Source organism: Paenibacillus sp. BAC0078, from assembly GCF_054483875.1.
Genome location: NZ_JBTLRW010000027.1, coordinates 13,556 through 26,533 on the forward strand (window position 1 = coordinate 13,556; position 12,978 = coordinate 26,533).

11 protein-coding genes are annotated in these 12,978 nt (G+C 53.6%); 2 read left to right on the forward strand and 9 right to left on the reverse strand.

Going from position 1 to position 12,978, the window contains the following annotated elements; translation table 11 throughout:
• The first annotated feature begins 199 nt into the window (after positions 1-199).
• Complete coding sequence (locus ACX1DY_RS28765; protein WP_458967551.1) at positions 200-931, forward strand: ZIP family metal transporter; 732 nt, start codon at positions 200-202, stop codon at positions 929-931.
• Positions 932-1,016: 85 nt separating this feature from the next.
• On the opposite strand, the gene ACX1DY_RS28770 is transcribed toward ACX1DY_RS28765, so the two are convergent.
• The 9 genes from ACX1DY_RS28770 to ACX1DY_RS28810 form a co-directional block, all read right to left on the reverse strand.
• Positions 1,017-1,925, reverse strand: coding sequence for an aldo/keto reductase (locus tag ACX1DY_RS28770; protein ID WP_458967552.1), 909 nt, complete (start codon positions 1,923-1,925; stop codon positions 1,017-1,019).
• A 213-nt stretch (positions 1,926-2,138) separates the two neighbouring features.
• Positions 2,139-3,032 carry an alpha/beta hydrolase gene (locus tag ACX1DY_RS28775; RefSeq protein WP_458967553.1) on the reverse strand — a complete coding sequence of 298 codons (894 nt, stop codon included), beginning with the start codon at positions 3,030-3,032 and terminating at the stop codon, positions 2,139-2,141.
• A 335-nt stretch (positions 3,033-3,367) separates the two neighbouring features.
• Complete coding sequence (locus tag ACX1DY_RS28780) at positions 3,368-4,357, reverse strand: aldo/keto reductase (RefSeq protein WP_458967554.1); 990 nt, start codon at positions 4,355-4,357, stop codon at positions 3,368-3,370.
• 131 nt (positions 4,358-4,488) lie between these two features.
• Entirely contained in the window at positions 4,489-5,337 is an 849-nt protein-coding gene (locus ACX1DY_RS28785; RefSeq protein WP_458967555.1) for an AraC family transcriptional regulator, read from the reverse strand.
• Between the two features lie 321 nt (positions 5,338-5,658).
• Positions 5,659-5,970 carry a (2Fe-2S) ferredoxin domain-containing protein gene (locus tag ACX1DY_RS28790; protein WP_458967556.1) on the reverse strand — a complete coding sequence of 104 codons (312 nt, stop codon included), beginning with the start codon at positions 5,968-5,970 and terminating at the stop codon, positions 5,659-5,661.
• Positions 5,971-6,283: 313 nt separating this feature from the next.
• Positions 6,284-7,279 carry a class II fructose-bisphosphatase gene (glpX, locus tag ACX1DY_RS28795; protein WP_458967557.1) on the reverse strand — a complete coding sequence of 332 codons (996 nt, stop codon included), beginning with the start codon at positions 7,277-7,279 and terminating at the stop codon, positions 6,284-6,286.
• A gap of 55 nt (positions 7,280-7,334) precedes the next feature.
• Positions 7,335-8,147: a pyruvate, water dikinase regulatory protein gene (locus ACX1DY_RS28800; protein WP_458967558.1), complete on the reverse strand. Its 813-nt coding sequence runs from the start codon at positions 8,145-8,147 to the stop codon at positions 7,335-7,337.
• A 19-nt stretch (positions 8,148-8,166) separates the two neighbouring features.
• Entirely contained in the window at positions 8,167-8,811 is a 645-nt protein-coding gene (locus tag ACX1DY_RS28805) for a helix-turn-helix transcriptional regulator (protein WP_458967559.1), read from the reverse strand.
• Positions 8,812-9,573: 762 nt separating this feature from the next.
• A complete protein-coding gene (locus tag ACX1DY_RS28810) occupies positions 9,574-10,533 on the reverse strand; it encodes a DMT family transporter (RefSeq protein WP_458967560.1) in 960 nt (319 codons plus the stop codon).
• Positions 10,534-10,733: 200 nt separating this feature from the next.
• Here ACX1DY_RS28810 and ACX1DY_RS28815 point away from each other — a divergent pair, with 200 nt between their 5' ends.
• The gene (locus ACX1DY_RS28815; protein WP_458967561.1) at positions 10,734-12,146 is read left to right on the forward strand and encodes an aminotransferase-like domain-containing protein; all 1,413 of its coding nucleotides are present in this window, start codon (positions 10,734-10,736) and stop codon (positions 12,144-12,146) included.
• Positions 12,147-12,978: the final 832 nt, after the last annotated feature.

The following is a 12,978-nucleotide window of genomic DNA, read 5'->3' on the forward strand; positions in this document are numbered from 1 at the left end:
ATCCTGAGCTGTGTGATCCATAGCCCGTTGTAAAGTAACGCGGCGTATAATTATAAGTAAATCTATCCACTATCTGGACGAGGATCTGATGTGTTTGGAGCTGTAGCCCAGTACTGGGTTTGGAAAATACAGACATATTTGCCGCTCCCGGAAGCATAAGCTTGGTCTATACGACCTGTCCGCAAAAGGGGTTGAAAACTTGGCAACTGCGCTTCTGGGGAGCTTTTTATCCGCTATGGCTACAGTGCTTGGAGTGGTTCCCATTCTGTTTGTCAAAAGATTATCCGAGCTCTGGAAGGATGTGCTGGTCGCCTTCACCGCCGGAATCATGGTATCCGCGTCCACTTTCGGCTTAATGCCGCAGGCCATCAAGGAATCGGGAATCATCGGGCTCACCCTTGGGCTGATTACCGGTGTGCTGCTGCTTGATCTGATTGAGAATAATATCCCGCATATTGATGTCGAGAATAAACCGGGCTACACCAACATGGATTCCAAAGCGCTGCTTGTGCTGATCGCGCTGTTCATTCACAACATTCCCGAAGGGCTTAGTACAGGCTTCAGCTATGCCAGTGAGCAGACGAGCCTTGGGCCTATGGTGGCGATTGCCATCGGGGCACAAAATATGCCTGAAGGCCTCATTCTGGCCGTCTTTCTGATGAACTCCCAGGCTACACGGCGAAAGGCGCTGTCTATGGCTGCACTAACCGGCCTTATGGAGATGGTGTCGGCGGGGATTGGCTATTTTACAGCCAGTTATGTGCAAAATGTGGTCGGTTACGGTCTGGCCTTTGCCGCAGGCGCGATGCTCTTCATCGTCTACAAGGAGCTGATCCCGGAGAGCCACGGACACGGGTATGAACGCCCCTCAACGTATTCATTTATCTTCGGCCTGCTGGCGATGGTGTATATTACACAGGTTTTTGGGTGAGCTGGAGTGAAAATATACGAATAGGCTGCTCCTGAACTGTTATAATCTAACAGCTACAGGGACAGCCTCTTCGTCATGTATATTCTTACCGGTGCTGCGTATACCGGTTGCTCTTGCTGGCAGCACGAACAGCGGCCAGCTCTGCGGGAGAGAGCGGGGCGGCTTCAGCCGCAGCTGCATTCAGCCGCAGCTGCTCCAGGCTGCTTGCGCCCGGAATGATGGAAGCAACCGCCGGATTCGCCAGCGGATAATGCAGCGCGGTCTCCGTCAGGGTACGGGAGCCGCTGGTCATCTGCAGAAGTTGTTGATGTAGCCCTGCCAGCTCTTCACTGCTGTAGCCAAGATACTCCCGGTTAGCTTTACTGGCGCCATGTTCGGTTAATATTCCGCTTGCCAGCGGTCCCCGGGCAATGACACTGATGCCCTTCTGTTCCAGTAGGGGCAGAACCTCTTCTTCAGGCCGCCGGTCCAGTATGCTGTACTGGCTCATAACACTGATAATATTGGAACGGGATACATACTCCCTGATCACATTCGGGCGGATGGAGGAGATGCCGTAATAACGGATCAGTCCCTCCCGCTTCAGCTCTTCGAAGGCTTCAATGGTCTCGTCAATCGGATCTTCGAGCGTACCGCCATGCAGCTGGTACAGGTCGATATAATCCGTCTGCAGTCTGCGCAGGCTCTCTTTCACTGCCGATTTAATATAGGCTTTGGAAGGGTCCCAGATCCAGCCATCCTGCCCGGGAACTCTGCGGTTGCCGACTTTGGTGGCGAGGATAACGTCCGCCCGGCGGCGGCGCAGCGCCTGCCCGATAATTTCTTCATTCCGCCCGCTATCATAGAGGTCGGCGGTATCCAGAAAGTTGACGCCAAGCTCAAGCGCTTCATGAATAATCGGAATTGCCTTAGCCTCGTCAGTCCCCAGGGACATGCAGCCGAGACCCATAGCACTTACATATAAATCGGAATTTCCTAAACGGTTCTTGTTCATCTGCTTCCCTCCGTCACTTCTGCCCTTTTCATGAACTTTTTAAGCTCATCTTATATAGTTTTGGGTATATTATAGCATTCCCGCAGTAAAAGACGGCAATAGAGCGGCGCTACAGCTTGTTAGCTGTGTGGACTCTATTGCCGTCTTTGCTGGAGATGATCAGCAGAGCCTGCGGGCGGCCGTAGTCGTTGGCAAGGCCGAAGGGAGTAATATTTACTTAAAGATGCGCTGCGAGAACTGATACAGCCCGCTGCTCCATACTTTTCCTTCGTGTCCGCCTACATCCAGATACCACATGTGGGGGACGTTCATGCTGTTCAAGCTATTATGGAAATTTTGGCTGACCCACAGCAGACCGTCCGAAGCACCGCATGACAGCCACAGCAGCTTCAGCTGGCTGGTAACCTGGGACGGATTGGAGATGAGCTGCGATGCTGACTTCGTATTAGGAGCGGACGAGAACGCGCCGATCCAAGAGAATTTGTCCAGATGGGTCAATCCGAAGTTCAGCGTTTGTCCGCCGCCCATCGACAAGCCGGCCAGCGCGCGATGCTGCCGATCAGTATACACTGGAAAATGGGAGTCAATGTAAGGAATGAGGTCATTGATCAGATCGAACTCAAACTTCTCGAAGGCGGCTACCTTGTCCGGCGCATAAATATCGCCTATCGGACGATCATCCCACATGGCCCGGCCGTTCGGGAATACCACAATCATCGGCTCCAGTTTGTTCTCGGAGTACAGGTTGTCCAGAATATTCTTGGGGTTCATACCATTGAGCCATTCATACTGATCCCCGCCAATACCATGTAGTAAGTAGAGGACGTTATAGGTTTTCGAAGGCGTATAGCCCGGAGGTGTATACACCATCGCGTTCCTTGACTTGCCTACTGTTGTGGAATAATAGGAGATCTGCTGTACGTTCCCGTGCGGAATATTTTGGCGGTAAGCATCATATCCCTGTGGAGCCGGGGTTACCGCGCCGCTGGCGGCCGCAACAACAGCGCTGTTCTGCTCTTGTGTCTCGGGTGCAGCATAGGACATCGTCGGCACCAGCAGCGCAGCGGCCAAAGCCAGACTTACAATACGAGTTAAACCTTTTATCATTTCTTCTTCTCCTCCTAGATTGGATTTGTGAATTCTCTTGGCCTTGTATCCCCTTTCAAAACTGAGTGAGTTCCCCCTCTCCCGCACTGCAGCACCACACTTGAGAATCAAAGCCGTGCGGCAGTTATGAAAATGTAAGCGCATTCAATTATATAGTACCATATTTAACATATTGTGTAAATAATTCAAAAAAGATAGAGAAAAACAATATGATCCAGATTACGAATCGGAATTTCCTACTGTCTATATCCGTAGCAAAAGACGGCAATAGCGTACCGCTACAGCTTGTTAGCCGTGCGGACGCTATTGCCGTCGTTGTCTGTGTATCGTTCAGCTTATCCCCGCAAAATAGTCTCGATTTGCTCCAGCTCGTCCGCGCTGAGCTCCGGTGCGTTCAAGGAAGCCACGGCGTCTTCGATCTGGCTGACCTTGCTCGCGCCGATCAGGGCCGAAGTGACCTTGCTGCCGCGCAGCACCCACGATAAGGCTAGCTGTGACATCTTCTGTCCGCGTGCGGCAGCCAGCTCATTCAGCTTGCTTACCTTGCCGATAACCTCGGGGGTGATTTCCTTCTCGGAGAGGAACACGCTTGGTCCGGCTGCGCGGGAATCAGGGCTGATTCCGTTCAGGTAGCGGTCGGTCAGGATGCCTTTTTGCAGCGGGGAGAAGGCGATGGTGCCGATGCCTTCCTCAGCCAGCACATCCTGCAGCCCGTCTTCAATCCAGCGTGACATCATGGAATAATTCGGCTGATGGATCAGGCAAGGCGTGCCGAGACGGCGAAGAATCTGTGCCGCTTCCCGCGCTTCCTCGGCCTTGTAGTTGGAGATGCCGACATATAGCGCTTTGCCTTGGCGCACAAGCAGATCCAGCGCGGCCATTGTTTCTTCCAGCGGTGTATTCGGGTCAGGGCGGTGATGGTAAAAAATATCCACATAGTCCAGCCCCATCCGCTTCAGGCTCTGGTCGAGACTTGCGACGAGATATTTCTTGGAGCCCCACTCACCGTAAGGGCCCGGCCACATGTAGTAACCGGCTTTGCTGGAGATGATCAGCTCGTCGCGGTATGCGGCGAAGTCTTTTCGGAGAATCTGCCCGAAGTTCTCTTCGGCGGAGCCAGCAGGAGGTCCGTAATTGTTGGCAAGGTCGAAGTGGGTGATGCCCAGATCGAAGGCGCGTCTGATCATGGCGCGGCCGTTCTCGAACACATCATTGCCGCCAAAGTTATGCCAGAGGCCAAGCGAAATCGCCGGCAGGAGCAGGCCGCTGCGGCCGGTACGGTTGTATTTCATATTCGCATAACGTTCAGGATTAGCGTTGTACATTTTTTTACCTCCTAGATGAAAGGTTGTAATCACCAAGAGTAATCACGCGAAAGCGCCCGCTGCTTACATCCTGGTTACGCTCTTATTGTAGCGGATGCGCGGCGGCAAACGTATGTCAGCAAGGAAGATTTTTATAGAACAATGTCGTTATTGGCATGGCGGATGCGGTATTCCTTGGGGGAGCAGCCCTTGACCTTCTTGAACATGCGCGAAAAAAGCAGCGGGTCCTGATAGCCGACAGACCGCGAGATTTCACCGATCGTACAGCTCGTCTCCGTCAGCAGTTCGCATGCTTTGGCGATACGGAAATTGAGCAGATATTGCTGCGGCGGCAGGCCGACGGTCTTTTTGAACAGCGCGGATAAATATTTGCGGTCCAGCTTCAGGGAGGAGGACATCATCTCCACGGTGACATTTTCACAGTAATGGGCATGCAGATAGTGGAGGCATTGCTCGACGTAGATGCTCTTTTGGCGAGGAATAGGGAAAATATCCGCCGTCGCCGGAACCGTGCGCAGCAGCAGAGCAAAGAACTCATACATAATTGCTTTCAGCGGAAAATCAAGGCTGTCCGTGTTGTCTGCCGCAAGGGTAAGCCGGTCGTACAAAGTGGGCATGAGCTGATCATCCATCGGGAATATGGGGTGCTCGGGTGTGAGAGAGGTTTTGGACAGCAGGTAACCAATTTCTTCTCCCGTAAAAGCAATCCATGAATACGTCCAGGGCTGATCCGTGTCCGCTGCATAATGGGTGACGATATGAGGATAAGTCAGGAAGGCCTGTCCAGGCTGTAAAATGTGGGTTTCTTCTCCGACAGCCACTTTGCCGGTTCCTTCGTGAATGAAGTGGATTTTGTAAATGTCGCGCACGCCGGGGCCAACGCTGTGTCCGGGAGCGCACTGCTCACGTCCCCAATAATGCAGATGCAGATCGGGATTGCCCCGGAAGGGGCGTTCTGAATTATATTTGAATATGGCCATGCTTCAGCCTCTTTTCGGTATAAGGTTGTTCTTCCGCAAGATGCGCATATACCCCATTATACAATAGAATCTTCAAGGCTGATTAACCCAAACGCTGCCATTCTAATCAAAGGGCGGCAGCATTTGAGCGGGAAACAGGACCATTATGGTGGGCAGTATACAAAGTCTGCAAAAAGTCCCGGCCCCCAGGCAGAGGATGGGACTTAATGGAAGGAGTAGCAGGAGGAGCGGGCCGGGGAGGGACTTGGCGCAGAATGCGTTTAACGCAGATGGGTTTTGTGCGAGGAAGAGCATTTTTTGAGGCAGTTCTAGGCTTCCAATTTAGGCTTCCATCTTCAGCATAACCAGCTCTTCCACCGGCTCACCGTTCACCAGATGCTCTTCAACAATCCGCGCCACATCGTCTGTGGTCACATTGTAATACCAGATGCCGTCGGGATACACAATCACAAATGGTCCGTTGCCGCACAGTCCGAGACAGCTTGTTTTATTGAGTTTGACCGTTTTATTGATGCCTTGCTCCACGAGCTGTTCCTTGAATTCCTGTATGACATCTTCCACATCCTGATTATTGCAGTGCTCGCTGCAGCAGAACAGCAGGTGTTTTTTAAGCACCTTCAAGCGCATATTCATCGCTGTACCTCCTTGTTAGTGTGAATATTGTTTACACATCTTACGAGGAGTATAGTCCCTTTTGCAGCTTCTGTAATGAGGTTGTGTGCAATGTTCCTAAAGGCTTAACAAATGGAAAAAAATCGTGAAATTAGTGTCAGATTACCTGACTTCAATTCGGGATTTTTGATAAAAATGTGTCTTTATTTAATGCCAGATGGGCGGATGGAGGATGGAAAATAAAACAAAGGGCTTCCCGCGTCTTGACGGACGCCGGGAAACCCTTTGCTGGATTTTCTGGCAGTAGCTATATCATGCTTTCAGCGGAGCTGGATCAGATCAGAGCGGCATTCTGATGGCTGGCAGCCACTTGCGGGATTTCCTTGCCCGGCAGAAAATGAATGCTGCGGATGTAACGGATGGTACGGCTCTGCGCCCGCATAATGACAGAATGGGTCTCGGCGCGGTCCTTGCCGATGAAGCGAACTCCGTTCAGGAATTCGCCGGAGGTTACACCGGTCGCCGCAAAGATGACGTCGCCGGTGCCGACCATATCCTCCATCGACAGCACGCGTGTCGGATTGTCGAGCCCCATCATCAGGCAGCGCTGCAGCTCGAAGGGACCCTCCGGCAGCAGCTTACCCTGCAGCTCTCCGCCGAGGCATTTCAGCGCGGCGGCAGCGAGCACGCCTTCGGGTGCTCCGCCGGAGCCCATGTACAGATCAACATCGCTGTCCGGCAGCGCCGCAGCGATAGCTCCGGCCACATCGCCGTGGCCGATCAGCTTGACGCGCACGCCGAGCCCGCGCAGGCTGGCGATCAGCTTCTCATGCCGCTTGCGGTCCAGGACCATCACCGTCAGCTCGGAGAGCGCTTTGCCGGTAATGAGGCTGGCTTTGCGCAGCGTGACCTCAGCCGGGTCTTCGATGCTGAGCCTGCCGGCCAGCTCGGGCCCGCAGGCCAGCTTCTCCATGTAAATGTCGGGCGCATGCAGCAGGCTGCCCCGGTCCGCAATAGCGATAACAGACTGCGCATTGTGCAGACCGCAGGCCACCACCTCTGTGCCTTCCAGCGGATCAACGGCAACATCGACCGAAGGGCCGTTCCGGTTCCCGACGCGCTCCCCGATATAGAGCATCGGCGCTTCATCCATCTCGCCTTCGCCAATGACCACAGTCCCGTCAATGGAGACGGAATCAAACATGGAACGGATGGCAGTTGTGGCTGCATCATCCGCAGCATTTTTATCGCCCCGGCCAATCCAGCGGGCGGAGGATAAGGCGCCTAATTCAGTTACCCGTACAATTTCCAGTGCCAATTCGCGTTCCATATGATTTCCCTCCAGTATGTTTTTTGTGCTGGTTCAAGTCCACAATAATCGAATCTTACGGAGAATCGGAAATATGCCCCATAATTATGCCTGCTGTTTCTTCAATGGCTTTGTTGGTGATGTCAATGACCGGACAGCCCAGCTTGGCGAAGAGCGCCGCAGCGTATTCCATCTCCTCTGTAATGCGCTCCATACTGGCGTACTGTGAGCCAGCCGGAAGGCCGAGCTGCTTCAGCCGTTCGGAGCGGATTGTCAGCATGTACTCGGGTTTCATGGTAAGTCCGATCAGCCGGTTCGGCGGCAGGCTCATGAGCTGCTGGGGTGGGCCGATCTCAGGGACTATCGGATAGTTTACGACCTTTTTGCCCCGGTGGGCCAGGAAAATGCTGAGCGGAGTCTTGGAGGTGCGGGACATGCCCAGCAGCACAATATCCGCCTTCAGCATTGCGCCAAGATCACGCCCGTCGTCACAGGCGACGGTGAATTCAATCGCCTCGATCCGGCGGAAATAGTCTTCGTCGAGCTGGTGCAGCAGCCCGGGCCGCGCCTGCGGCGCATCGTCGAAGGTGTCAATGAAGGCTTGCATCATCGGGCCCATAATATCGACAATCCGCAGGTCGAGGCGCACCGCTTCCTCACGGATCATCTCCCGAAGCTCGGGCTGGACCAGCGTATAGGCGACAAAGCCTTGCAACTGTGCAGTCTCCTCCATCAGCTTCCGCAGTTCGTCTTCATGTCTTACATTGCCGTATCTTCTGATCGTGACACGCTGATTCTGGAATTGGTGGATGACGGCCTGCACGACAGCCTCCGCTGTATCCCCTATAGAATCAGAGCATATTGTAATGAAATGTGAGGATGGCTCCATGCTTTTTGAATTCCTCCCGTTATCCTTTGGCTTCGAGATCGAGGAGAAGTTTGACGATGGAAGTTTTCGTCAGCCGGCCTACCACATCCAGCCGCAGACCTGCTTCTTCCACAGTGCCGGGAATGACCACAGGCAAACTGTCTACCTCATGAAAAATCATTTTTTGCGCGGCATCAAGCACCGTATCTTCGGGAGAAACCGTCACCACCTTGGGCTGGCGGGTCATCACCATGCTCACAGGCATGGACACCGCGCCGGGATTACCCAGTGTAACCTTCAAAAAATCCTTGCGCGAAGCCACTCCGGTCAGCTTGCCCTCGCTATCGCAGATGATCAGCGTGCCGACATCCTGCAGGAACAACGTAACCACGGCATCCTGAATCGTTGTAGTCTCGCGGATTATAATTGGAATGCTCTGAATGTCCTTGACCTTGGTTTCCTGCAGCAGATAGCCGTTACCAAGGCGTTCTGAGGCTTTTTTGCCGGGAAAATATCCGACCTTCGGTTTGGCGTCAATGTACTCCAGCATAACGAGCACGGACAAGTCCGAGCGGATCGTCGGCTTGCTGAGGTTGAGCTGTTCCGCAATTTGCTCGGCGGTAATCGGCGCTCTTTTTTTCACGATATCAATAATTTGCAGTTGACGGGATGTCAGTTCGATCACAGGTTCCCTCCACTTTCCGAATACATTCAGGCTGCCCTTCTAGAGAAAAGGAGCACCGTGCGCGGATTCCCCCTCTCATTCGTACGTCTTAATAGGATTAACAACCCTTAACTTGCTTATATAATACGCAATAATGATCACTAATGCAACATATAATACGTCATATATATTTATTTGATGAAAAATAGACGGATTCCATATTTAGCGAGCAGCCTATGCTCAGGTGAGGATTAGCCGTTGCTGGCTTCGGGGGAAATGCTGTGCACTGCGAATACGAGGGACCTTATTTGTAAAAGAGTACTTTACCGTTGTCGCGGATACCGCAGTCGGGGAAGGCTACGATAGCACCGCGCTTGGGGGCGCAGGCCAAAACAACGGCAGAACTGCCGTTGTTGGAGGGGCTGAGACCAGTTTGCAGGGAAATAACGGCAGAAGTGCCGCTGTTGGAAGGGCTATGGTCGGTTTTCACTGAAGTAACGGCAGAAACGCCGTTGTTAGAGGTAGAGAGGCCGGTTTACTCGAAAATAACGGCATTTCTGCCGTTGTTAAAGGATCTTCAGGTAGTTTGCCCAAAATTAACGGCAGAAGTGCGGTTGTTAGAGGCAGAGAGGTAGTTTACTCGGAAATAACGGCAGAAACGCCGTTGTTAGAGGCAGAGAGGCCAGTTTGCGCAAAAATAACGGCAGAACTACCGTTGTTAGCGCGAGCCCCATGGTCACTAGCCTTCAGCGCCATCCCCCTACCCCCGCACCAGCCTCAGCCCTACAAAACCTGTTTCCGTGGAATAGCTGCATCTGCCGCTGGTTGTGCCATCGGGGTGCTCCGCTTCGATTTGAACAGCAGTTGCTTCAGTGCGCCAGCGTTCACAAGAATGGTGCCGGCAATGATGGTGAAGACGCCAAGCACACTAATCCAGGTAACAGTCTCCCCGTAGAACAGGAAACCTACACCTACCGCAATCGGCGGGGAGATATAGAGCCAGGTGGACGGAAAGACGGGATTGGTCTTTGCAACCAGCCAGTAAAATAGCGTATGCGCAACCATGGAGCCGACAACCGTCAGGTAGAGCAGGGAGCCGGCTGTTTTGAAGGACAGAAGCACTTCAGGATGCACCTTTTCTGTGAAAAGGGACAGAATGAACAACAACGCTCCCCCGTACATCATCTGCGCGGCATTCAGGGCGACGGGCGACTCGCTGGAAAATGTACTGGTTACTTTTTTGGAGTAGATCGCTCCCGCCGAGTAGCCGCATTCACCAATCAGGATGACAGCGCAGCCGATAACCCACAGAGGGGAGACGTCCATTGCAAGGCCCGGCAGAACCAGCAGCAATACGCCGGCGAAGCCGATGATGCAGCCGATCAGTGAGTAGGCGGGAGCTTTTTGCCGGAGAAAAGCGGTCTGCATCAGCAGAATCATCATCGGACCGGTAGCCGACAGCACGGCGGCGAACCCCGAGGAGACATATTGCTCGGACCAATACAGCGCGGAGAACGTTCCGAAGGTCAGAGTCGCGCCGGTGAGGAGCATTTCTTTACGCAGGAGCAGTGCGAAGCTGGCTTTGCCTCTCAGAACCATGAAGAGGAAGAGGACGACACCTGCAATGAAAAAACGCAACCCCGCCGAGAAGAATGGAGGCGCACCGGCGTCCACGCCGATTTTGATAGCCAGGAAGGTGGTGCCAAAAATAAGACAGACGAGCGAGTAAGCGAGCATAATCATGTTCAGTTCCCCTTTGTAATGGTAGTGTGACAGTCGTTGAAGTATTTTGTTAATCATCATATAGGGGTGGACACAGAACAGATTGCAGGTAACAGAACAGTTAAAATACGATATGGTGTACAATAGGACTATGAAGAAGCTGATGAAGACGGAACTTGGATCTGCTAGGTGCAGTCATTGTGGAAGGGAGCGGCAGAATTATGAAAAAAGCGGCAGGTGCAGAACAGAGCCACCCTTTGTTCCGCCAGGTGTACCAGTATATGCAGAACCGGATGGAGCGCGGGGAATGGAAGCCTCATGACAAGCTGCCGTCGATCCGGCTGCTGGCCGAGGAGCTGAAGGTCCATAGGCTTACGGTATTCAAGGCTTACCGGGAGCTGACCGAAGACGGCAAGGTGTATGTAAAAGACAAATCCGGTTATTACGTGGCCCAAGGCAGCAGTACGGCGGACATGGCGGCAGAGGGGGCGAATGTAGCCTCATACGTGCTGGCGAACCCGATGTCCGATATTCAGCGGATGCCCGTAAGCTATCAGTTCTCGCAGGCGCTGATTGATCCGGGTCTGCTGCCCAACCTGTTCCTGTCCGAGTATGTAAAAAAAGTATTTGACCTCTACCCGAAGGTGATGGGAACCTATTCCTCCGTGCAGGGTGATGAAGAACTTCGGGAGACGCTTAGCCTCCATTTTCAGAAGCAGCACCGGCTGCAGCTATCGCCGCGCGAGCTGCTGATTACCTCGGGTGGTCAGCAGGCGATCAATTTGATCGCGGGCGTTGTGCTCGGTCCGATGGATGCTGTGCTGGTGGAGCGGCCGACGTACAGCGTGGCTATGGATATCTTTCGGCACCTTGGGGCGCGGCTGGTGCCGGTGGAGATCACCCCGCAGGGCTATGATCTGCAGCAGGTCGAGGAGCTGATGCGCAGGCACCGGCCGCGGATGTTCTACATGAATCCGACACATCACAATCCGACCGGCTACACGGTTCCGGCGCAGCAGCGTAAGCTTCTGGTCGAATTGGCGGAGCGCTACCGCTGCCTGCTGGTGGAGGATGATCCGTTCCGCGATATGTATTTTGAGGAGGAGCCGCCGCCGCCTTTTTTTGCCTATGATACGGAGGGCTGGGTGATCTATATCGGCAGCTTCAGCAAATACGTCGCTCCGGGCCTGCGGATCTGTGCAGTGGGCTGCCGCTATCCTTTTATGGAGCGGCTGATTACCGCCAAATCGCTGGCGGACAACGGCACGCCGATTCTGAATCAGAAAATCTTCCTGCACTATTACACCACGCCGCGCCTGCAGCAGCATCTCGGCAAGCTGCGGATCGCGCTCCAGGTGCATAAGGAGATCGTGGAGGAGGAGCTGGCTGCCACCGGCTGGGAATGGATGCCGCCGCAAGGCGGGCTGAACCTGTGGGTGAAGCTGCCGGAGCATATTTCCGCGACCGCGCTGCTTGCCCGCTGTATGGAGGAGTCTATTTCCTTTGTCCCGGGGGAAATTCTCGATCCGCTGGGGGAAATGAAGTCCTGGCTGCGCCTCAGCTACTCCTTCGCCAGCGAAGGCGTGCTGCGCGAAGGGGTGCGCCGTCTTGCAGCGCTCGCGCGGGAGTTTTGACAGGCGGAAGGGTTGTGCTTCGTAAGCGTGGGAGGAGCGTAAAGGGTGCAAAGCACCTAAGCGGCTAAGTCGCCCAAGCCGCCCAAGCCGCCCAAGTCGCCCAAGCCCCCCAAGCCCCCCAAGCCCCCCAAGCCCCCCAAGCCCCCCAATATTCTTTCAGCTCCAATTCTACTGCACTTTGTACAGCAGAATCAGGCCAAATGGGGGCTGAAAGCGATTCTACTGCACTTTATACAGCAGAATTCCGGAAAACAGCCATTTTGTGAGGATTCCTCGAAAATCTACTGCACAAAATACATCAGAAGCTATATTCACAACTTGTGATGATCAATCTAATGTATCAAATACAATAGATTAGTAATACAGACTGAATCAACAGCTCTCTCAGAAGCTTAACTGTACTTCGTACAACTATTTTGCTCAATTCTGCGCCCAACAGGGCTTTAATTGTATTCTGTGCAACTAGAATCTCCTAAACTCAGGTGTATGGCGATATTTCGGTGCATTAGCTGTACGAACTGCAATTAAAAGTAATATTAGTCTTCAAATGCTGATTTTAAGTGTACAGAGTGCAATTAAGCAGCGGGGGAGCAGGGAGAACGGGGTGAGCCGTCAGATTTTTCACAACAGATGTCTACCGGGTGTCTCCTGGCTCATCTGCGTCCCAACCCCGCACCGTCCCCAGCTTCCCCGCGTCCTAGCATGTTCTGGTTTATAGCCTTTGCACGTCCCAGCGTTCTCCAGCCGCAGCTTCCCCACGTCCCAGCCCGCACCAGCCGCAGCTTCCCCATGTCCCAGCCCGTACCGGTCTCAGCCTACTCGCACCTCATCC